General features: G+C 71.1%; 22 protein-coding genes. 15 read left to right on the forward strand and 7 right to left on the reverse strand.

Annotated features, from left to right (window positions below; all coding sequences use genetic code 11):
* Nucleotides 1-26: 26 nt before the first annotated feature.
* The gene (locus ASF68_RS12235) at nt 27-458 is read right to left on the reverse strand and encodes an NUDIX domain-containing protein (protein WP_056010628.1); all 432 of its coding nucleotides are present in this window, start codon (nt 456-458) and stop codon (nt 27-29) included.
* Nucleotides 455-1,255, reverse strand: a complete 801-nt coding sequence (locus ASF68_RS12240) for a triacylglycerol lipase (RefSeq protein WP_056010631.1) — start codon at nt 1,253-1,255, stop codon at nt 455-457. Before ASF68_RS12240 ends, ASF68_RS12235 begins: the two co-directional genes overlap by 4 nt.
* 189 nt (nt 1,256-1,444) lie before the next feature.
* Here ASF68_RS12240 and ASF68_RS12245 point away from each other — a divergent pair, with 189 nt between their 5' ends.
* Nucleotides 1,445-2,035, forward strand: a complete 591-nt coding sequence (locus ASF68_RS12245; RefSeq protein ID WP_056010634.1) for a DUF4190 domain-containing protein — start codon at nt 1,445-1,447, stop codon at nt 2,033-2,035.
* Between the two features lie 112 nt (nt 2,036-2,147).
* Here the strand turns inward: ASF68_RS12245 and ASF68_RS12250 are convergent, their stop codons facing one another.
* Nucleotides 2,148-3,611 carry a glutamyl-tRNA reductase gene (locus ASF68_RS12250; protein ID WP_056010637.1) on the reverse strand — a complete coding sequence of 488 codons (1,464 nt, stop codon included), beginning with the start codon at nt 3,609-3,611 and terminating at the stop codon, nt 2,148-2,150.
* A 114-nt stretch (nt 3,612-3,725) separates the two neighbouring features.
* On the opposite strand from ASF68_RS12250, the gene hemE reads away from it, so the two are divergent.
* The 5 genes from hemE to ASF68_RS12275 all read left to right on the forward strand — a co-directional run bounded on the left by hemE (nt 3,726) and on the right by ASF68_RS12275 (nt 7,588).
* Entirely contained in the window at nt 3,726-4,817 is a 1,092-nt protein-coding gene (gene hemE / locus ASF68_RS12255; protein WP_056010640.1) for a uroporphyrinogen decarboxylase, read from the forward strand.
* A complete protein-coding gene (locus tag ASF68_RS12260; RefSeq protein WP_056010643.1) occupies nt 4,814-6,358 on the forward strand; it encodes an NAD(P)/FAD-dependent oxidoreductase in 1,545 nt (514 codons plus the stop codon). Before hemE ends, ASF68_RS12260 begins: the two co-directional genes overlap by 4 nt.
* A 141-nt stretch (nt 6,359-6,499) precedes the next feature.
* Nucleotides 6,500-6,907 carry a hypothetical protein gene (locus ASF68_RS12265; RefSeq protein WP_056010646.1) on the forward strand — a complete coding sequence of 136 codons (408 nt, stop codon included), beginning with the start codon at nt 6,500-6,502 and terminating at the stop codon, nt 6,905-6,907.
* 17 nt (nt 6,908-6,924) lie between these two features.
* Nucleotides 6,925-7,347, forward strand: coding sequence for a phage holin family protein (locus tag ASF68_RS12270; RefSeq protein ID WP_056010649.1), 423 nt, complete (start codon nt 6,925-6,927; stop codon nt 7,345-7,347).
* Entirely contained in the window at nt 7,337-7,588 is a 252-nt protein-coding gene (locus ASF68_RS12275) for a DUF3618 domain-containing protein (protein WP_056010652.1), read from the forward strand. The genes ASF68_RS12270 and ASF68_RS12275 overlap by 11 nt, the downstream gene beginning before the upstream one ends.
* Nucleotides 7,589-7,614: 26 nt before the next feature.
* Here the strand turns inward: ASF68_RS12275 and ASF68_RS12280 are convergent, their stop codons facing one another.
* Nucleotides 7,615-8,079, reverse strand: a complete 465-nt coding sequence (locus ASF68_RS12280; RefSeq protein WP_056010656.1) for a GNAT family N-acetyltransferase — start codon at nt 8,077-8,079, stop codon at nt 7,615-7,617.
* A 91-nt stretch (nt 8,080-8,170) separates the two neighbouring features.
* Between ASF68_RS12280 and hemQ the strand changes: the two genes are divergently transcribed.
* The 9 genes from hemQ (at nt 8,171) to ASF68_RS12325 (ending at nt 15,921) form a co-directional block, all read left to right on the forward strand.
* The gene (hemQ, locus tag ASF68_RS12285) at nt 8,171-8,893 is read left to right on the forward strand and encodes a hydrogen peroxide-dependent heme synthase (protein ID WP_056010659.1); all 723 of its coding nucleotides are present in this window, start codon (nt 8,171-8,173) and stop codon (nt 8,891-8,893) included.
* Nucleotides 8,893-10,143, forward strand: coding sequence for a ferrochelatase (locus ASF68_RS12290; protein WP_056010662.1), 1,251 nt, complete (start codon nt 8,893-8,895; stop codon nt 10,141-10,143). The genes hemQ and ASF68_RS12290 overlap by 1 nt, the downstream gene beginning before the upstream one ends.
* Nucleotides 10,140-11,087, forward strand: a complete 948-nt coding sequence (gene hemC / locus ASF68_RS12295) for a hydroxymethylbilane synthase (RefSeq protein WP_056010665.1) — start codon at nt 10,140-10,142, stop codon at nt 11,085-11,087. The genes ASF68_RS12290 and hemC overlap by 4 nt, the downstream gene beginning before the upstream one ends.
* Nucleotides 11,084-11,908 carry a uroporphyrinogen-III synthase gene (locus ASF68_RS12300; RefSeq protein WP_235526797.1) on the forward strand — a complete coding sequence of 275 codons (825 nt, stop codon included), beginning with the start codon at nt 11,084-11,086 and terminating at the stop codon, nt 11,906-11,908. The genes hemC and ASF68_RS12300 overlap by 4 nt, the downstream gene beginning before the upstream one ends.
* 129 nt (nt 11,909-12,037) lie before the next feature.
* Entirely contained in the window at nt 12,038-13,045 is a 1,008-nt protein-coding gene (hemB, locus tag ASF68_RS12305; RefSeq protein WP_082498601.1) for a porphobilinogen synthase, read from the forward strand.
* A complete protein-coding gene (locus ASF68_RS12310; RefSeq protein ID WP_056010667.1) occupies nt 13,042-14,457 on the forward strand; it encodes a glutamate-1-semialdehyde 2,1-aminomutase in 1,416 nt (471 codons plus the stop codon). The genes hemB and ASF68_RS12310 overlap by 4 nt, the downstream gene beginning before the upstream one ends.
* 107 nt (nt 14,458-14,564) lie before the next feature.
* Entirely contained in the window at nt 14,565-14,912 is a 348-nt protein-coding gene (locus tag ASF68_RS12315; protein WP_056010669.1) for a hypothetical protein, read from the forward strand.
* Between the two features lie 191 nt (nt 14,913-15,103).
* Nucleotides 15,104-15,517, forward strand: coding sequence for a DUF4190 domain-containing protein (locus ASF68_RS12320; RefSeq protein ID WP_056010672.1), 414 nt, complete (start codon nt 15,104-15,106; stop codon nt 15,515-15,517).
* 113 nt (nt 15,518-15,630) lie between these two features.
* Complete coding sequence (locus ASF68_RS12325; RefSeq protein ID WP_056010675.1) at nt 15,631-15,921, forward strand: hypothetical protein; 291 nt, start codon at nt 15,631-15,633, stop codon at nt 15,919-15,921.
* Between the two features lie 342 nt (nt 15,922-16,263).
* Here ASF68_RS12325 and ASF68_RS12330 read toward each other — a convergent pair whose 3' ends face one another.
* The 3 genes from ASF68_RS12330 to ASF68_RS12340 form a co-directional block, all read right to left on the reverse strand.
* Nucleotides 16,264-17,280, reverse strand: a complete 1,017-nt coding sequence (locus tag ASF68_RS12330) for an MDR family oxidoreductase (protein ID WP_056010678.1) — start codon at nt 17,278-17,280, stop codon at nt 16,264-16,266.
* A 65-nt stretch (nt 17,281-17,345) separates the two neighbouring features.
* The gene (locus ASF68_RS12335) at nt 17,346-18,170 is read right to left on the reverse strand and encodes an ABC transporter permease subunit (protein ID WP_056010681.1); all 825 of its coding nucleotides are present in this window, start codon (nt 18,168-18,170) and stop codon (nt 17,346-17,348) included.
* Nucleotides 18,167-19,072: an ABC transporter ATP-binding protein gene (locus tag ASF68_RS12340; RefSeq protein WP_056010684.1), complete on the reverse strand. Its 906-nt coding sequence runs from the start codon at nt 19,070-19,072 to the stop codon at nt 18,167-18,169. The genes ASF68_RS12335 and ASF68_RS12340 overlap by 4 nt, the downstream gene beginning before the upstream one ends.
* Nucleotides 19,073-19,127 lie beyond the last annotated feature (55 nt).

Raw genomic sequence — 19,127 nt, forward strand, 5'->3', positions numbered from 1 at the left:
CCCGGTCCCTGAGCTTGTCGAAGGGCTCAGTCGATGCGCCCCAAGGCCGCCAGGCGCTCGAGCACCTCACGTCCGGCGGGCGGGCAGCGGTGGAGCGAATCCATCCCCACCCAGTGCACCGCGCTCACCTCGGCCGAGGGCTGTGGGACCGCATCCGTCTCCGCCGCGAAGACGTGCATCCGGACGAGTCGGCCGTCCGGTTCACCGTGGGCTTGCGTGAGGACGGTGAACAGCGGCGTCACGCCTGCCGGGTCGAGGTCGACCGCGATCTCCTCGCGGGCTTCGCGCACGGCGGCCTCGGCAGGCGTCTCGCCCGCGTCGATCTTCCCGCCCGGCATGTAGAGGACGTCGCGCCCCCGGGCCGTGACCATGAGCACCCGTCGGTTCCGGATGATCGCGACGGCGGACACGAGGATGTCGGCGAGCGGTCCGCGCCCGCCTCCGGTCAGGTCGCTCATCGGGTCACCTCGCCGTCCGAGTCGGCGCGTAGGCGTCGCCGTTCGGCGAACCCGTCGACCGCCAGCTCCACCGCCTCCCGGAGCTCCTTCGTGCTCAGGATGACGAAGTGGCCGGGGACGGGCAGGAGCACGTTCGTCGCCCCGGGCAGCACGCTGCTCGACGGGACGTGCGGGTCGAAGGTGCTGTAGATCGAGACGATGTCGGCGTTCACGTCGTGGGGTGCACCGAGGGCCACGATGGTCTCGTCGGTCGGCAGGAACGCGCGGAGGCTCGGATCGACGACGTACTTGGCGAGCACCGACCCGGAGAAGGGCGAGCAGATCGCGACGACGCCGAGCAGCCCGAGACGTTCGCGATCGGTCAGCAGGAGTTCCTTCCCGACGAGGCCCCCTTTGCTGTGCGCGACGATGACGCAGCCCGCGTTCGGCTTCGGCAGCCTGCCGAGCGCCCGGGCGAAGCGGGCCGCGGTGTCCCGGATGGGCTTGCGGTTGTAGCCGAGACCGCGCGCGATGCGGATGCGGTACCCGGCGGCGTTGAGATGGTCGGCGACCGGCTTGAGGAACGCCCACGTCTCGTAGACGCCCGGGATCAGGACGACGACCGGGCGGCTGGTGTCGCCACGACCGTACTCCCGCGGGATCCGGCCGCTGAAGAAGGCCCTGGTGTGCCACACCACCGAGTGGATCCAGTCGACGGCGACGATCCCGGCGATCCTCAGTGCTCCTGGACGTTCCGCCACGGGTGGGGCGTCTGCGAGCGCGACATCGTCGGCATCCGCCACCGATTCCTCGTCCATCCGCACCCCCTCGTCCATCTTGCCACCGGCCGGCGCTGCCGCCGTCGTGCGCCGTGGTCGCTGCGCTCGGCCAGGGCGGCGCGAGCCCAGTGATCCTGCGGGAACGCGGGGTACGCTGTGTTGACAAGGCGACGGCGCGCTGCAAGCATGAGTCCGTTCGTCGAACCCCTATGCGCGAGGTGCACCCACATGACTGATCCGAACTCCGGCCAGCCGAACGACCCGTACGGTCAGGGCCAGGCTCCCCAGCAGCCGCCCTACGGCGAGTCGCAGGTCCCGCCGGCTCCGCAGTACGGGGAGCAGGCGCCGCAGTACGGTCAGCCCTCGCCCTACGGCGAGCAGCAGACGCAGCAGTACGGCGAGCAGCCGAAGTACGGGCAGCAGCAGTCGCCCTACGGTGAGCAGCAGCAGAACCCCTACGGCCAGCCGCAGGCTCCGTATGGTCAGCAGCAGAACCCCTACGGTCAGCCCGCCGCTCCCTACGGTCAGCCACAGGCGCCGTACGGCTACGCGCAGCCCGCCGGCCAGAAGACGAACGTCATGGCGATCATCTCGCTCATCGCGCCCTTCGTCGGGTTCGGCGTCGTCGGCCTCGTCCTCGGCATCATCGCCCTGGGTCAGATCAAGCGCACCGGTGAGCAGGGCCGTGGCCTCGCGCTCGCCGGCACGATCGTGAGCGGTGTGTCGGTCCTCGCCGGCGTCATCCTCATCATCTTCTACATCCTCATCTTCGCCGGCATCATGGGCACGGCGGCCACCTACGACTACGACAGCTACTGATCCACGGCCTGCTCGGCAGGCGGATCATGACGGGCATCGGCATCGCGCCGGTGCCCGTTCGTCGTTGTCGCGGTCCGCGCCTCGGCGAGCCCAGGCGTCGTGCGTCGACGGGCTAGGAGGCTGAGGCGGCCGAGTCGGCGTCGGTGACCGGCACGACGACCACAGGAGCCTGCGGGACCTCGATACCGAAGAGCGTCTGCAGTGCCGTGGTGTACGCGGCCTGATCGCCGTTGCGGGCGAGGTTGCGTGCTCGGACCGTCGGTTCGTGGAGGAGGACTCCGGCGAGGTGACGCAGGGCGCGGGCGGTCGATCCGTCGTCGTCGCCGCGGGCCGTCGCGCGGGCGACCTCGGCTTCGACGAGGGCGTGCACGTGGCTCCGCAGGGCGACGACCGCGGGTTCGAGGCTGCGTTCCTCGCCCACCGCGGCGAACTTCTGGGCCGCACGGCTGACGATGGAGCGGGCGACCTCGGTGGCCTGCAGCTCTTCCAGCGGCGCGTGGATCCGGATGGTCTCGAGGTCGAGGAGGACGACACCGGCGACCGTGGCGACGTCGGGGTCGACGTTGCGCGGCAGGCCGAGGTCGATGACGAGCTGGGCCGAGGCGTGCGGCACGGGGCACTCCGCTGCGGCTTCGGTGATGACGTCGTGGACGAGCTCCGAGACCCCGGTGGGCTCCACCTCGGCGGCCGGCGTGGCGGCACCCGACACCAGGGAGAGGACCGGTGCGTCCTGCGCGGCGCCGGCGCGGGCACGGTGGTCGGCTGCGACCGCTGCGCGACCGGCGCGGAGCAGCGCGGCGTCGACGACGTGGCCGTCGGCGGTGGTGCAGGTGACGATGATGTCGACCTCGCCGGTGGTGCGAGCGAGCTCGTCCTGGCCGATCCAACCGATCTCGTGGGACCGGGCGAACTTCTCGGCCCGGCCGGAGGGCGAGTGCACGAGCACGTCGGTGACGCCGCGGTCGCGGAGGGCCGCGAGGCTCGCTCCGGCGTAGGCTCCGGTGCCCACGAGCAGGACGCGCTGCGTGGCCCAGTCGTCGATCCGGCTCTCGGCGAGGTCGAGGGCGAGTCGCACGATGGAGCGGCCCGCGCGCCCGAGCGGCGTGCGGTTCTTGATGCCACGGGAGGTCTGCGAGGCGCGCTGGAAGAGGCGCTCGAGTTCGGAGCTGGTGGTGCCGCCGGCCCGAGCGGACTCGAGCGAGCGCCTGACCTGCCCGGCGATCTCGCCCTCACCGACGACGACGGACTCGAGCCCGGCCGACACGGCGAAGAGGTGCTCGGCGGCCGCGGTGCCGACGCTGAGGTCGAACACCTCGCGCAGCTGCTCGGCGGGGATGCCGGTGGTCTCGCTGACGGCCTCTGCGGCGGCCTCGAAGGCGACGGAGGCGGCTGCGGTGACGGGCTCGTCGAGGTCGATGTACGCCTCGAAGCGGTTGCAGGTGGCCACGACGACGGCCCCGGAGACGCATTCGTGGTGGGCGACCAGGCGCGCGGCAACGCCCTCCGCGCCGACTGAGAGTCGTTCGAGGAGGTCGAAGGTGGCGTTCTTATGGCTCGCCGTCACACACATGAGCACCCGTCGAGTGTACCCGAGCGGGCACGTCGGCCTCTCCGGGAAGCCACCCAGGTGACCCTCACCGAGCGGCCGGCTCGCCGCACTCGTGCAGGAGGGAGATGGGAGGATGGAGGGGTGAGTCTTCCACCCGAACATCCCCTGGTCACCGGCACCACCGAGGCGTCGCCCCTCATCACCGCGTACCGCGGCACCCGTCCCGAGCGGACGCCCGTCTGGTTCATGCGGCAGGCCGGTCGGTCGTTGCCCGAGTACCGCGAGCTGCGGATCGGTACGGCCATGCTCGACGCGTGCCTCGACCCCGAGATGGCGAGTGAGATCACCCTGCAGCCGATCCGTCGCCACGGCACGGACGCGGCCATCTTCTTCAGCGACATCGTCGTGCCCCTGAAGCAGGCCGGGGTCGCCGTGGAGATCGTGCCGGGCCGCGGACCGGTCATGGGCTCGTCCGTGCGGACGGCCGCCGAGGTCGACGCGCTCGTCGCCCTCGACCCCGCGGTCCTCGACGACACCCTGGAACCCATCCGAGCCGGCGTCGCGCGCACGGTGGCGGGGCTCGCCGGCATCGCCGACGGCACCACGCCGCTCATCGGGTTCGCCGGCGCACCGTTCACCCTCGCCGCCTACCTCGTCGAGGGCGGCCCGTCGAAGGACCACCTCGCCGCCCGCACCCTCATGCACGCCGACCCCGAGTCCTGGGCTCGGCTCATGGCGTGGTGCGCCGACGTCACGGGCCGCTTCCTCCGGGCGCAGGTGCTCGCCGGTGCGTCAGCCGCGCAGCTGTTCGACTCCTGGGCCGGCGCCCTGTCGCTCGACGACTACGAGCGGCATGTCGCCCCGGCCTCGCGCGCGGCCCTCGCCCACGTCGCCGACCTGCCGGTGCCGAAGGTGCACTTCGGTGTCGGCACGGGTGAGCTGCTCGGGGCCATGCACCGGGTCGGCGCCGACGTCGTCGGGATCGACTACCGGCTCGCGCTCGACGAGGGCATCCGCCGCCTCGGCGGGACCGTGCCCGTGCAGGGCAACATCGACCCGGCGCTCCTCGCCGCACCCTGGCCGGTGCTCGAGGCCCATGTCCTCGAGATCCTGCAGCGCGGTACGGCGGCGCCGTCCCACGTCCTCAACCTCGGCCACGGTGTCCCACCCGAGACGGACCCGGACGTCCTGACCCGCATCGTCGCGCTCGCCCACGATTGGCAGCCGGCATGAGCCTCGAACCGAAGCGTCTCGTCGTCATCGGTGGTGGCGCGGCGGGCCTCGTCGGCGCGGTCGACTGCGCCAGGGTCGGGATCGCGGTGACGGTCGTCGAGGCGCAGGAGTCGTTCGGGGGAGCGCTCGCGGCCGCCGATGTCGCCGGTCTCCGGGTCGACGTCGGGGCGGAGAGCTTCGCCACCCGTGGCGGCTCGGTCGCCGAACTCATCGAGCAGCTCGGCCTGACCGACCGCGTCGTCCGACCCAACCGGGCCGGCGCATGGTTGCACGTCGCCAAGCCGGGTCAGGCCCAGCGGAGCGTGCCGCTCCCCAAGGCCGGTCTCCTCGGGATCCCGACGAACCCCCTGGCGGACGACGTCCGGCGGGTCATCGGCTGGAAGGGCGCGCTGCGCGCGTACCTCGACCGCATCCGTCCGCCGCTCACGATCGGAGCCGAGCACAACCTCGGCGCGCTGGTCCGGAAGCGGATGGGGACCGCCGTCCACGACCTCCTCGTCGCCCCCGTCACCTCGGGCGTCTACTCCGCGGCTCCCGACGACCTCGACGTCGACCGAGCGGCTCCTGGGCTGAACCAGGCCCTCACGCGCACGGGTGCGCTGTCCCTCGCGGTCGCTGCGCTCCGGGAGAACGCTCCTGCGGGTGCTGCGGTCGGCGGGCTCGACGGCGGCATGACGGTGCTCATCGACGGGCTCGTCGCCGAACTCGAACGGTGGGCGTCCACACTCATCACGGGCGTCGCCGTCACGGCGATCTCGCGGCACCCGTTCGACATCGACGTCGACGGTCCAGGCGTCGGGCTCGGCGACGCCGGACTCCCTCGCATGAGCGAGCGTGCGGCAGACCCCGGAGCCAGGCCCGCGCCCTGGTACGTCGCGTTGACGGACGGGCGGGTCCTCGAAGCCGACCTCATCCTCATCGCGGCACCTGAACCGTCCGCTCGTGCCCTGCTCGCAGACGTCGGTCCGTCCCTGCGCGAGCTGCCGGCGGCCGGCGACGACGCGGGCGACCCGCTGCTCCCCGCCCCGATCGAACTCGTGACGATCGTGCTCGACGAGCCGGCTCTGGACGCGGCGCCCCGTGGCTCCGGGCTGCTCGTCGCCCCCGGTTCGACCCTCCACGCGAAGGCGCTCACGCACTCGACCGCCAAGTGGGCCTGGCTCGCCGGACGCGCGAAGGAACAGGGGGAACACCGACACGTGATCCGCCTGTCGTTCGGTCGTCAGGGGGAGGCCGACGCGACCAGTGCGTTGTCCGACGACGAGTTGCGCTCGGTCGCGCTCGCCGACGCGTCGGCCATGCTCGGTGTCCCGCTCGCCCCGGAGACCGTCCGTGGCTTCCACCGCATCTCCTGGACGGGGACGCAGCCGACCGCAGCGCGTGGGCAGCGCGAGCGGTCGAACGCGATCCGCGAGGCGGTCGCGGAGGTCCCGGATCTCGCGGTCACCGGCGCCTGGTTGTCCGGTACCGGACTGGCGTCGGTCGTCCCGGACGCCCACGAGGCGGCAGCGCGGCTCCGTCACCAGGCACTGCAGCGGTAGACGGCCGGGCGTCGGCCATATGCCGGACCCGGCATCTTTTCCTGTCAACCCCCGACCCGATGGTGGCGCCGGACTGACACCCGACTACGCTGGTCCCGTTGGATGCAGCAACCCAGCACCACTCGAACAGACGGAGGCGCCATGAAGGGCAAGGTCATGTTCGTCGTCGGTGGGCTCACGGGCTACGTGCTCGGGACCCGCGCCGGACGCGAACGCTACGAGCAGATCAAGACCCAGTGGGTCAAGCTGTGGAACGCGAAGCCGGTGCGCGCACAGCGCGGCAAGGTCGAGGACTTCGCCAAGGCCCGCATCAGCGAGGTCCCCGCAGCCCTGTGGAGCGGCGTCAGCGCCGTCGCCAAGGTCGTCAGCCAGCAGGGCTCGACGCCCGGCCAGAAGCTCGACCGCGCGATCTCGAAGACCGAGGACACCGTTCAGGATGTCGCCGACACCGTCTCCGACGCCCGCACGGCCTCCGGTACCTCCACGTCGACGGCCTCGAAGCCCGCAGCACGGAAGCCCGCGGCTCCGAAGCCCAAGAGCGGCGAGTAGCGCCGACGATGGGCTTCATGAGTGACCGGAACCGGTCGGAACCCCGGTACGACAAACGCGACGAGTCCCTGCTGACCCTCGTCGGTCAGCTGCCTGGCGTCGTCTCGAACCTGGTCAAGGCCGAGATCGCGAACGTCAAGACGCAGCTCGCCCACAAGGGCAAGTACGCGGGCATCGGCGCGGCGTTCGTCGCCGGCGCGGCCGTGTTCCTCTTCTTCGCGATCGGGGTGCTCATCGCGGTCCTGATCCTCGCGCTCGCGCTCGTCATGCCGTCGTGGCTCGCCGCGCTCTGCGTGTTCGTCCTGTTCGTCCTGGTCGCGGCCGTCCTCGTGCTCATCGCGTTGCGGTACTTCAAGAAGATCAACGAGGACCCGAGCCCGATGGACAACGTGAAGGAAGACATCAAGGCAGTGAAGGGACTCGGCGAGTATGACCGTTGACCAGTTCCCGGGGGCCACGCCCTCGCCCGAGCAGGCTCGCGCCGAGCTCGTCGCCACGCTGAACGCCATCGAGGACAAGCTCAACGTCCCGAAGCAGATGCACCGCGCCAAGCGTCGTGCCATCGTGCGGGTCGCGACCGTCAAGGTCGAACGCCCCGCGGTGTTCTACGCCGGTGTCGCCGGTCTCGCCGGCGCGGCCGGCCTGGCCGTGTGGGGCATCGTCCGCGCGATCGCCCGCTAGGGCGTTCTGTCGCGGGTCGCTGCGCCTCAGGACACGGGCGGGGTCACCGCCCGGGTCATCGGCACGTGCACGATGTCGTCCTCGACGTAGTCCGGGCCGCTGATCACGAACCCGAACCGTCCGTACCAGTCGGCGAGTCGCTTCTGCGCCCCCATGCGGAGCTCACGGTGTCCGTGTTCGGCGATCGCGCGGCGGATGAGTTCCGCGGCCAGTCCCCGACCGCGTGCGGTGAACGCGGTGGCGACGCGCCCGATCTCCGAGTGCTCCGCCTCCGTGAGGATGCGGATCGTGGCGAGCACCTCTGTGCCCTCCTGAGCCCACGCGATGAGGGTGCCGTCCTCGAGGTCTCGCCCGTCGAGGTCGGCGAAGAGGGCCGTCTGCTCCACGACGAACACGTCGACACGGATCTTCAGCACTTGGTAGAGCGTCACGGGATCCATCTCCGCCAGGTGGGCGACGTGGTACTCGACGGGGGCGTGCAAGCTGGTCATCAGCTGACTGTATCGACTGTGAGGGCAACCTCAGTGTCAATCGTGACCTGCCACTTTTGCCCATTCGACCGAACTGGGTGAGGATAGGACTATGACTCACCCGGCCTCTGCCGAGGCATCGCACCACCCGACCGACTCAGCCACCCCGACTGGCCCCTCAGGATTCACCCTTTGGGCTGTCCTGCGCCGCGAGCCGGCGAGTGCGCTGCCGCTCGGCGAAGAGCATGTCTCCGAACTCGAAGCATCCATCGCGCTCATCGAAGCCCAGGGGGTGACGCTGCGCGGCATCTACGACGTCTCCGGTCTCCGCGCCGACGCCGACCTCATGCTGTGGCTCCACGGCGACACCGCCGAAGGCCTGCAGGCGGGGCTCCGCGAGCTGCGCCGCACGGCCATCCTCGCCTCGCTCGCCCCGACGTGGAACGCCATGGGCGTCCACCGCGACGCGGAGTTCAACCGTCAGCACGTCCCCGGCTTCCTCCGTGGCATCGAGCCGAAGGGGTGGCTCTGCCTGTACCCCTTCGTCCGCAGCTACGAGTGGTACCTGCTGCCCGAGGAGGAGCGTCGCAAGATGCTCGCCGAGCACGGCCGCCAGGGCGCCGCCTTCACCGGCGTGCTCGCCAACACGGTGGCCTCCTTCGCCCTCGGCGACTACGAGTGGCTCCTGCCGCTCGAGGCCGACGACGTGGTCGAGCTCGTCGACCTCATGCGCGACCTCCGCAACACCGAGGCGCGTCGCCACGTGCGTGAAGAGGTGCCCTTCTTCACGGGACGCCGCATCACGCCCGCCGAGGCACTGGAGGTGGTTCGCTGATGGCCGCGATGAACCTGGGCAGCTCAGGGGCGGACGCTCCGGAGCGCATCGTCCGCGGAGCGACCGACGCCGCGGCAGCCGGTCCCGAGCACGTCTCCGAGCCGACGAAGTACGACGCCATCCTCCTCGCCGGATTCGGTGGGCCGGAAGGGCAGGACGACGTCATCCCGTTCCTGCGCAACGTCACGCGTGGTCGCGGCATCCCGGAGGAGCGCCTCGAAGAGGTCGCCCACCACTACCGCCACTTCGGCGGGGTGAGCCCGATCAACGATCAGAACCGTGCGCTGAAGGCCGCGATGGAGCTCGAACTCGCCTCGCGCGGGATCGACCTGCCCGTGCTCTGGGGCAACCGCAACTGGGACCCCTACCTCCGGGACGCGCTGACGGAGGCGCACGAGCGTGGCTTCACCAAGCTCATCGCCGTCGCCACGAGCGCCTACTCGTCCTACTCCAGCTGTCGTCAGTACCGCGAGGACTTCGCGATGGCGGTCGACGAGACGAACCTGCAGGGCGAGATCCAGATCGACAAGGTGCGTCAGTTCTTCGACCACCCGGGCTTCGTGACGCCGTTCATCGACGGTGTCCGCGACGCGATCGCCGACTACCTGCGGGAGCAGCCCGAGCTCGTCGCCGAGACCCAGATCGAGGTGCTCTTCGCGACCCACTCGATCCCGACCGGCGACGCGGCCCGCTCCGGCCCCGACTTCCGGAACTTCGGCGATCACGGTGCCTACGAGGCCCAGCACCTCGCGGTGGCCGAGGTCGTCATGGCCAATGCGATCGACCAGCTGCGTGAGAACGGTGTCCTCGGTGGCGCCGTCGGCAGCGGCATCTCCGTGCCGTGGCAGCTCGTCTACCAGTCCCGCTCCGGCCCGCCGAGCATGCCGTGGCTCGAGCCCGACATCAACGACGCCATCGCCGAGCTCCCCGCCGCAGGTCGCAAGGCCATCGTCATCGTGCCGCTCGGATTCGTGAGCGACCACATGGAGGTCATGTGGGACCTCGACAACGAGGCCATCGAGACCGCCGGTGAGCACGACCTCGCGGCCGTCCGCGTGCCGACCCCCGGCACGTCCGCCGCCTACGTGAAGGGGCTCATCGACCTCGTCCTGGAGCGTCGCGACGGGACCCCGGTCGAGGCGCGCCCGCACATGACCGACCTCGGTCCGTGGTACGACGTCTGCCGTCCCGGGTGCTGCGAGAACGCCCGCCTGGGCTTCAAGCCGGCGTTCTCCGGGATCGCCCCATGACCCTTCGCATCGGAACCCGCGGCAGCGCTCTCGCGCTGGCGCAGACCGGTCATGTGGCGGACGCCCTCACGGCGGCCACCGGCGAGGACGTGGAGATCGTTACCATCACCACGCAGGGCGACACCAGCCGTGAGTCGCTCGCGACCATCGGGGGCACCGGCGTGTTCGTCAACGCCCTGCGCGACGCCCTGCTCGACGGCGCCTGCGACCTCGTCGTGCACTCGCTGAAGGACCTCCCGACGGCGCAGGCGGAGGAGTTCACGATCGCCGCGATGCCGATGCGTGAGGACCCGCGCGACGCCCTGTGCGCCTCCGGCGACCGTTCGCTCGACGATCTGCCGCAGGGTGCCCGCATCGGGACCGGCTCCCCACGCCGCATCGCCCAGCTGAAGCGCATCCGTCCCGATCTCGACGTCGTCGACATCCGCGGCAACATCGACACCCGTCTCCGACGCATCGATGACGACCTCGACGCGGTCGTCCTGGCCGCCGCCGGCCTCACCCGTCTGGGCCGACTCGACGCCGTCACCGGTCTCTTCGACCTCGACACCTGGCCGACGGCACCCGGGCAGGGTGCGCTCGCGGTCGAGTGCCTCGCCGACGAGGAGTCCTCCATCGCGGGATCGATCGCCCTGCTCGACCACGCCCCGAGCCGCTGGCAGGCCACCGCCGAGCGCGCCGTGCTGCGACGCCTCGAAGCGGGTTGCTCCGCTCCGGTCGGCGCGGCCGCATGGCTCGACGACGAGGTCCTCGTGCTGCAGGCCGCCGTGTACTCGCTCGACGGCGCACGGATGATCCATCTGGAGAGCCGCTCCGAGGGGTTCTCGGGTGAGGGCCACGGGCGGGAGCTGCTGCAGGCGGCGGACGCGCTCGGCGTCTCGCTCGCCGACGAACTCATCGAGGCCGGCGCAGCCGACCTGGCTCCGCTGGGAGGCACCGCGTGAAGGACTGGACGAAGCCGGACACCGTGCCCACCCCCACCAAACCCCTCGGCGGGTGGCGCGTGCTCGTGCCGCGCGGCGGGCCGTGGGGCGACTCGGTCGCCGGCACGGTCCGCGGCAAGGGCGGCACCCCGGTCGTCGCCCCGATGATCAACTTCGCCAGCACCGATGACCCCGAGACCCTCGCGACCGCGCTCGCCGCGCTCGAGGCCGGGGAGTTCGACTGGCTGACGGTGACGAGCGCGACCACGGTCGACGTCCTGTCCTCGCAGCGGATCCGCATCCCCGAGACGACCCGCGTCGCCGCGGTCGGCGAGACGACCGCTGCGGCGCTCACCGCGGTCGGATACAGCGTCGACCTCGTCCCGGCGAAGGACAACTCGGCCAAGGGCATGGTGCAGGACCTCACCGTCCTCGAACCGCACCCGAAGCGCATCCTGACGCTGCGTTCGGCCATCGCGAAGCCACTGCTCACCGAGGGCCTCATCGCGGCCGGGCACGACGTGCAGTCGGTCGTCGCCTACCGCACGGTGGGCGTCCCGGTCGCGGAGAAGATCGTGGCCGACGTCGCGAGCGGGCGCGTGCGTGCCATCCTCGTGACCTCGGGCAGTGTCGCGGAGCAGGTCCGGTCGCAGTTCCCCGAGATCCCCGACAGCACCGTCATCGCTGCGATCGGGCCACGCACGGCCCGCGACGCCCGTGGCTACGGCCTCCGGGTCGACGTCGTCGCCGAGCAGCAGACGGTCGACTCGCTCATCGAGGCGATCGTGGCGGCCGCGCTCCGTCGGAACCGCGAGGACGGCGCCGACGGCGGCAGGGCCTGACCGACGTCACGCCCCGACCGGCGTCACGCCCCGACCGACGTCACGCCCCGACCGGCGTCACGCCCCGACCGGCATCACGCCCTGCGCGAACCGGGAGGGTGCGTCGGTGGTGACGCGTAGGCTTGACGGGTGAGTATCCCCGAGACCCGTCCCCGTCGTCTCCGGCAACAGCCGGCCATCCGTCGCCTCGTGAGCGAGACCCGGTTGGATCCGGCGGAGCTCGTCCTGCCCATGTTCGTCCGTGAGGGCATCTCGGAGTCCGTCGAGATCACCTCGATGCCGGGCGTCAGGCAGCACACGATCGACAGCGCCAAGCGTGCGGCGGTCGAGGCGGCCGAGGCCGGCATCGGCGGGGTCATGCTCTTCGGTGTGCCGTCGGAGCGCGACGCGATCGGCTCCGGCGCGACCGACCCCGAGGGCATCCTCAACGTCGCGACGCGTGCGCTCGTCGCCGAGGTGGGCGACGCCCTCGTGGTCCAGACCGACCTCTGCCTCGACGAGTTCACCGACCACGGCCACTGCGGCGTCCTCGACGCCCGCGGACGCGTCGACAACGACCGGACGCTCGACCGCTACCGCGACATGGCGCTCGCGCAGGCCGAAGCCGGTTCGGCGCTGCTCGGCCTCTCCGGCATGATGGACGGCCAGGTCGCCGCGGTCCGAGAAACGCTGGACGCCGCCGGATTCGACGAGACGATCATCCTCGCGTACTCCGCCAAGTTCGCCTCGGCCCTCTACGGCCCCTTCCGCGAGGCCGTCGACTCGCAGCTCCAGGGCGACCGCCGCACGTACCAGCTCGACCCCGCCAACCGTCGCGAAGGACTCCGCGAGGCGCTCATCGACGAGGCCGAGGGTGCCGACATCGTCATGGTGAAGCCCGCGGGGAGCTTCCTCGACGTGCTGGCCGACGTCGCCGACACCGTGTCGATCCCGGTGTGGGCGTACCAGGTGTCCGGTGAGTACGCCATGATCGAGGCCGCCGCCCGCCAGGGCTGGATCGACCGCCGTCGGGCGATCGAGGAGTCGGTGTTGTCGATCAAGCGCGCCGGCGCCGAGGCCGTGCTGACGTACTGGGCCGTCGAGCTCGCCGCCTGGCTGGACGAGTCGCGCGGCCTGCGCATGGGAGGAACCCGATGAACGACGCAGCATTCGCGAGAGCCCAGCGCTCCATCCCGGGCGGCGTGAACTCGCCCGTCCGCGCCTTCCGCTCGGTCGGTGGCACGCCGCGCTTCATGGTGTCCGCCACGGGGCCGTACATCACCGACTCCGAGGGCGTCGAGTACGTCGACCTCGTCAGCGCGTGGGGTCCGGCGCTGCTCGGTCACGCGCACCCGCAGGTGGTCGAGGCCGTCCAGGCGGCCGCCGCCCGTGGGCTGTCGTTCGGGGCGTCGACCCCGGCCGAGACGGAACTCGCGGAGCTCGTCAAGGAGCGCGTCCAGGCCTCCGGTGTCGCGCCGATCGAGAAGCTGCGGATGGTCTCCACCGGAACCGAGGCGACCATGACGGCGATCCGTCTCGCGCGCGGTGCCACGGGCCGGAGCCTCATCGTGAAGTTCGCCGGGCACTACCACGGTCACTCCGACGGCCTGCTCGCCGAGGCCGGCTCGGGTGTCGCGACCCTCGCCCTGCCGGGGTCGGCGGGCGTCACCGCCGAGACCGCCGCGCAGACGATCGTCGTCCCGTACAACGACCGCGCGGCGCTCCAGACGGTCTTCGCGGAGCGCGGGGCCGACATCGCCGCGATCATCATGGAGGCGGCCTCCGCCAACATGGGCGTCGTCCCTCCCGCGCCGGGGTTCAACGCCGCGGTCGTCAAGCTCGCCCACGAGCACGGAGCCCTCGTCATCATCGACGAGGTGCTCACCGGTTTCCGCGTCTCCTCCGCCGGTTGGTGGGGACTCGACAACCGTGGCCTCGCCGCGGTCGCGCCAGGCACGGTGCCGACGCCCGGTGCCGAGGACTGGGAGGCCGGCAACCACGCGGTCGCGAACCCCACCGGTGCGATCAGCATCCCGGTCGGGGTGTACCAGCCCGACCTCTTCACCTTCGGCAAGGTCATCGGCGGCGGCATGCCGCTCGCGGCGCTCGGCGGGCGGGCGGAGCTCATGGACCTCCTCGCACCACTCGGCCCGGTCTACCAGGCTGGCACCCTCTCGGGGAACCCGGTCGCCCTCGCCGCGGGCATCGAGACGCTGCGCCTGGCCGACCAGGAGGTCTACCGTCGGGTGGATACCGCGGCCGCGATCGTCTCGGAGGCCACGTCGAACGCCCTCACGGAGGCCGGCGTCGCCCACACCGTCCAGCATGCGGGGAACCTGTTCTCCTTCGCGTTCAGCGAGACGGCCCCGACCGACTACGCGGCCGTCCTCCGCCAGGACGCCTTCCGGTACCCCGCGTTCTTCCACCGCATGCTCGACGCCGGGGTGTCCCTGCCGCCGAGCGTCTACGAGGCCTGGTTCGTCTCCGCGGCGCACGACGACGAGGCGATCGGGCGCATCGTCGACGCGCTCCCCGCTGCCGCACGCGCGGCCGCGGCGGCCATCCGCTGAGGCGGGTGGCAGTGGCGGGGCGTCGTCGGTCCGGGGACAGGTCATGCGTTACCGCTTTGTGAACTTCCGGCAACGCGAACGTCGGTGGGGCTTGGCAGACTAGAGGCATGGCCTCCTTGCGTCTGCACCCCGACCGACTGGAGATCGAACTGTCCGCGTACGACAAGGCACTCTCCCTGCGTCGGAGCAACGTCGTCGTGCCACGGTCGAGCATCCGTTCCGCCACCATCACCGACGACCCGTGGATCTGGGTCCGCGGCATCCGCGCACCCGGCACGGCGATCCCGCTGACCCTCGCCATCGGGCAGTGGAAGTTCCACGGAGGCAAGGACTTCCTCGTCATCAAGGGCACGAAGCCGTCGGTCGTCATCGATCTGGAAGACACCGAGTACTCGCGGCTCATCATCACGACCCGGCGGAGCGCCGAACTCATCGCCGCGCTCGACCTGCACTAGGCCATCTTCGGGAGGCCTCTGTGGGCGGTCCGGTCCTCGCCGCACCCTCGGAGCCGGAGCGCCCACCCCGTGACGCTGATCAGGGTCGTTCGCGACCAATTCCCTCGAACAGGGCACAAAACGGCATCTGACCGGTATCCTGGGGCCGCTCGAACCTCCGAAGACCCGCCTGTTCGAAAGGACCACAGCCCATGTCGACTCCTCCTCCCGGTGAATACCCCGGCCAGCCGCCGCAGGCCCCGCAGGCACCGCAGCCGCCGAAGGATCAGTACGGCTCCTCGGCTCCGGCCTACTCCGGCGGTTCGGCTCCGTCCGGCGACGCGACCGCGGGCAAGACCCTCGGCATCGTCGGCCTGATCCTCGCGTTCCTCGCGCCGCCGATCGGTCTCATCCTGAGCATCGTCGCTCTCGTGCAGTCCAAGAACGCCGGGGTCAAGAACACCCTCGCGAAGGTCGGCCTCATCCTCTCGATCGTCTTCATCGTCCTCGGCATCATCATCACGATCGCCGCAGTCGCGATCGGTGCGGCGGCGTTCAACGAGGCGTGCGAGTCGCTCGGCAGCGGCGTCCACACCGACGGCACCACCACCATCACCTGCCCGTAGTTCCGCGACGCCCGTCGGATATTGGGGAGTTGTCCCCATCCCCTGTCGGGTATCTCACCCACTACTGTTGGCTCGCGCCCCTGGCGCATCAACCATCCTCGAGAGGAACCATCATGACCAACGCACCTCAGTACAACCCCGGCCAGCAGCAGGGCGCGGCACTGCCCGCCGACTACCCGGGCAAGACCCTCGGCCTCGTCGGCCTCATCCTCGCGATCGTCGTGCCGCTCGTCGGCCTGATCATCAGCCTCGTCGCGAAGAACCAGTCCAAGGCAGCCGGTTACCCGAACCAGCTCGCGAAGATCGGTGTCATCATCGGCGCCATCCTCCTCGTGCTCGGCATCATCGGCTCGATCCTCTACTTCGTCGCCCTCGGTTCGGTCATGTCGACCGCCGGCTACTGAGTCTCAGCAGTTCCGTCGACAGCGGTCGGTGCCTTCGGGTACCGGCCGCTGTCGCGTTCCCGGACCCCTGGACCGATGCCCTGTCTCAGGAGTCGGCCGGTGTGTCGGCCGGGTGGGCACGCACCGCGCCGCAGTTCTCCTGAGTTAGGGACGGACAGCTCGGCGGTACCCGTACTCAGGAGTTCGCGGGTGTGTCGGCCCGGTGGGCACGCGCCGCGCCGCAGTTCTCCTGAGTTGGGGACGGACAGCTCGGCGGTACCCGTTCTCAGGAGTTCGCGGATGTGTCGGCCCTGTGGGGACACGCCGCGCCGCAGTTCTCCTGAGTGAGGGCAGTCCCGACGGTCAGGCGCGGACGTCGACGACGATGCGGCCGTGGACCGAGCCGGAGAGGACCCGCTCGGCGGCGTCGACCGCGTCGGCGAGGGCGACCGTCTCGGTCAGGGTGTCGAGGACGTCGAGGTCGAGCGCGCTGGTGACCCGCTCCCACGCCGCCTGCCGCAGGGGGAGGGGTGCCTCGACGGAGTTGACGCCGGCGAGGGTGACCCCGCGCAGGATGAACGGCATGACCGACGTCGGGAGGTCGGACCCACCCGCGAGACCGCACGCGGCGACCGTCCCGCCGTACTCGACCTGCGACAGGACCGTCGCGAGCGTCTGCCCACCGACCGAGTCGACGGCTCCCGCCCAGCGTTGGCTGCCGAGCGGCCGGCCGGCTGCGGCGAACTCCGCCCGATCGACGATCGAGGAGGCGCCGAGCGTCCGAAGGGCGTCGCCCAGCTCGTCGACCCGACCGGTCGAGGCGGCGACCTCGAACCCGGCCGAGGCCAGCAGGGCGATCGCGATGCTCCCGACCCCACCGCCTGCTCCCGTGACGAGCACGGGGAGCCCGCCGACACGGACGGCGCCGGAGGTCGCGCTGCCGTGTTCCAGCGCGAGCACGGCGAGGGCAGCGGTGTACCCGGCGGTGCCGATCGCGGCGGCCTGTGCGCCCGTCACGTGATCGGGCACCCGGACGAGCGCGTCGGCGCGGACCCGGGCGCGCTCGGAGAGCCCGCCGTACCGGGTCTCGCTCAGGCCGTCGCCGAACAGGGCCACGCGGTCGCCGGCCGTCCAAGCGGGATCGCTCGATTCCGCGACGACACCGACGAGGTCGATGCCGGCGATCATCGGGAACTCGCGGACGACACCCGGCTTCCCGGTGAGGACGAGGGCGTCCTTGTAGTTGATGCTGGAGAACTCGACGTCGACGGTGACCGACTCGTCGGAGAGTTCGGCGTCGGCGAGATCGCGGAGCTCGACGGTCCGCGTGGGCTTCCCGCCCTCGTGCTCGACCTGCTCGATGACGTATGCGCGGCCCATGGTGCTCCCGTCTCCGGCGTTGGCGCCGGTGGTTGGCTTCGTCGAGCCTACGCTTCCGGCTCGGGCTAGGTCACGTCGCGTCGCCAGGTGGTGGCGTAGCCGACGAGGGCGACGACGACACCGATCCCGAGCAGCACGAGCCCGCCCTGCCACCAGGTCAGCGCGTCCTGCTGCGCGGACATCATCGAGTAGAAGCTCGGGCCGACCAGCGCGTCGGTCGCGGCTCCGGGGAGGAACCGGCCGATCGACGCGGTGACCTCGGAGAACGACGACGCCAGCCGCAGGAGCGGCTCCACGAACTGGGTGAACGCGAGCACCACGATGATCGCACCGACCTGGCTCGGGAGGACGGCACCGAGGCCGACGCCGATCGCACCCCACAGCGCCATGGCGAGGACCGCCCGGCCGATGAGCGCCCAGGTGTCGGGATCGGTCAACAGGGGATCGACTCCGCTGATCGCGAGAGCCCCGCCACCGAGACCGACCGACGCCACGAGGGCGATCACACCGTAGAGCGCGCCCACACCGGTGAGGGCGAGGACCTTGCCGACGAGCACATGGCCGCGGTTCGGGTTGGCGAGGAACGTCGGCGTGAGGCTCTGATGCCGGAACTCACCGGTCGTGGCGAGCGCTCCGAGCAGCACCGGGAACACGTATCCGATGCTCGTCGCGAAACCGTAGATGAGGCTCGGTTGGGTGAGCATCTCGCTGGTCGCCTGAGCGCCGCCGCCGCTGGACTCCGCGGCCCCCGGGATGTTGGCGAACAGGAGCGCGGCCCCGGCCGCGGCGAAACCGACGTACACGAACAGGATGAGCGCGAGCCCCCACCACACGCGGGTGGTGAAGACCTTGAGGAATTCGGAACGGACAGCTGCCAGGAGCGAGGTCATGCGTGGTCCTCCCCGCCGCTGACGAGGGCGAGGAACGAATCCTCGAGCCCCGATCGATGCCGCGACAGTGCACTGAGCGGGATGCCTGCGGCGAGCGCGACGCGGCCGATGTCGATGGATTCGACGTCGTGCACGACGAGCCCCGAGCGGGCCTGGTCGAAGGTGTAGCCGGCGGCGGTGAGTGCCTCGGCGAGGCGTTCGTGCTCGGGCGAGTTGACGACGACCCGGAGGGTGTCGGCGGCGTCGAGGCTCGCGAGGGTGCCGACGTGCGCGAGGCGTCCCTTCGCGATGATGACGACCTCGTCGACCGACTGCTGCACCTCGCTGAGCAGGTGGGAGCTGATGAGGACCGTCCGGCCCTCCGCCGCGAGCGCGGTCAGGAACCCGCGGATCCACTTGATGCCCTCGGGGTCGAGGCCGTTGATGGGCTCGTCGAGGACCAGCACACCGGGGTCACCGAGCAGCGCGGTCGCGAGACCGAGGCGTTGCCGCATACCGAGGGAGTACCCGGCGACGCGGCGGTCCGCCACGTCGAGCAGTCCGACCTGCGCGAGCACCGCATCGACGCGGTCGGACGGCAGCCGTGCCGCCGAGGCGTGCACCCGCAGGTGGTTGCGGGCGGTGCGCCCGGGGACGAAGCTCGCCGCCTCGAGGGCCGCGCCGACGGTCGCCGCCGGCACCGGGAGCTTGGCGTACGGCACGCCACCGAAGGTCGCGCTTCCCGAGCTGGGTTGCACGAGTCCGAGCAGCATGCGCAGGGTGGTGGTCTTCCCGGCGCCGTTCGGCCCGAGGAAGCCGGTGACCTTCCCCGGTTCCACGTGGAACGTCAGATCATCGACCGCTTGCACCGCCCCGAAGGATTTCGAGAGTCCGTCGAACTCGATCGTCACGCCAGCGGTCATCCGGTGCCTCCCCACGGGCGCGGCCGGATCCGCACCTCGTCCGTCCACGCTACCG

Origin of the sequence: Plantibacter sp. Leaf314, assembly GCF_001423185.1 — a bacterium.
In the GTDB taxonomy this organism is placed as follows: Bacteria; Actinomycetota; Actinomycetes; order Actinomycetales; family Microbacteriaceae; genus Plantibacter.

Bases quoted from the DNA above. Each gene is read 5' to 3' on its own strand.
- ASF68_RS12240 (WP_056010631.1), bottom strand. From the start codon at position 1,255: ATGGACGAGGAATCGGTGGCGGATGCCGACGATGTCGCGCTCGCAGAC.
- ASF68_RS12280 (WP_056010656.1), bottom strand. From the start codon at position 8,079: ATGACCAGCTTGCACGCCCCCGTCGAGTACCACGTCGCCCACCTGGCG.
- ASF68_RS12270 (WP_056010649.1), top strand. From the start codon at position 6,925: ATGAGTGACCGGAACCGGTCGGAACCCCGGTACGACAAACGCGACGAG.
- ASF68_RS12325 (WP_056010675.1), top strand. From the start codon at position 15,631: ATGACCAACGCACCTCAGTACAACCCCGGCCAGCAGCAGGGCGCGGCA.
- hemC (WP_056010665.1), top strand. From the start codon at position 10,140: ATGACCCTTCGCATCGGAACCCGCGGCAGCGCTCTCGCGCTGGCGCAG.
- ASF68_RS12260 (WP_056010643.1), top strand. From the start codon at position 4,814: ATGAGCCTCGAACCGAAGCGTCTCGTCGTCATCGGTGGTGGCGCGGCG.
- ASF68_RS12335 (WP_056010681.1), bottom strand. From the start codon at position 18,170: ATGACCTCGCTCCTGGCAGCTGTCCGTTCCGAATTCCTCAAGGTCTTC.
- ASF68_RS12235 (WP_056010628.1), bottom strand. From the start codon at position 458: ATGAGCGACCTGACCGGAGGCGGGCGCGGACCGCTCGCCGACATCCTC.
- ASF68_RS12265 (WP_056010646.1), top strand. From the start codon at position 6,500: ATGAAGGGCAAGGTCATGTTCGTCGTCGGTGGGCTCACGGGCTACGTG.
- ASF68_RS12290 (WP_056010662.1), top strand. From the start codon at position 8,893: ATGGCCGCGATGAACCTGGGCAGCTCAGGGGCGGACGCTCCGGAGCGC.
- ASF68_RS12315 (WP_056010669.1), top strand. From the start codon at position 14,565: ATGGCCTCCTTGCGTCTGCACCCCGACCGACTGGAGATCGAACTGTCC.
- ASF68_RS12245 (WP_056010634.1), top strand. From the start codon at position 1,445: ATGACTGATCCGAACTCCGGCCAGCCGAACGACCCGTACGGTCAGGGC.
- ASF68_RS12275 (WP_056010652.1), top strand. From the start codon at position 7,337: ATGACCGTTGACCAGTTCCCGGGGGCCACGCCCTCGCCCGAGCAGGCT.
- ASF68_RS12320 (WP_056010672.1), top strand. From the start codon at position 15,104: ATGTCGACTCCTCCTCCCGGTGAATACCCCGGCCAGCCGCCGCAGGCC.
- ASF68_RS12310 (WP_056010667.1), top strand. From the start codon at position 13,042: ATGAACGACGCAGCATTCGCGAGAGCCCAGCGCTCCATCCCGGGCGGC.
- hemQ (WP_056010659.1), top strand. From the start codon at position 8,171: ATGACTCACCCGGCCTCTGCCGAGGCATCGCACCACCCGACCGACTCA.
- ASF68_RS12330 (WP_056010678.1), bottom strand. From the start codon at position 17,280: ATGGGCCGCGCATACGTCATCGAGCAGGTCGAGCACGAGGGCGGGAAG.
- ASF68_RS12340 (WP_056010684.1), bottom strand. From the start codon at position 19,072: ATGACCGCTGGCGTGACGATCGAGTTCGACGGACTCTCGAAATCCTTC.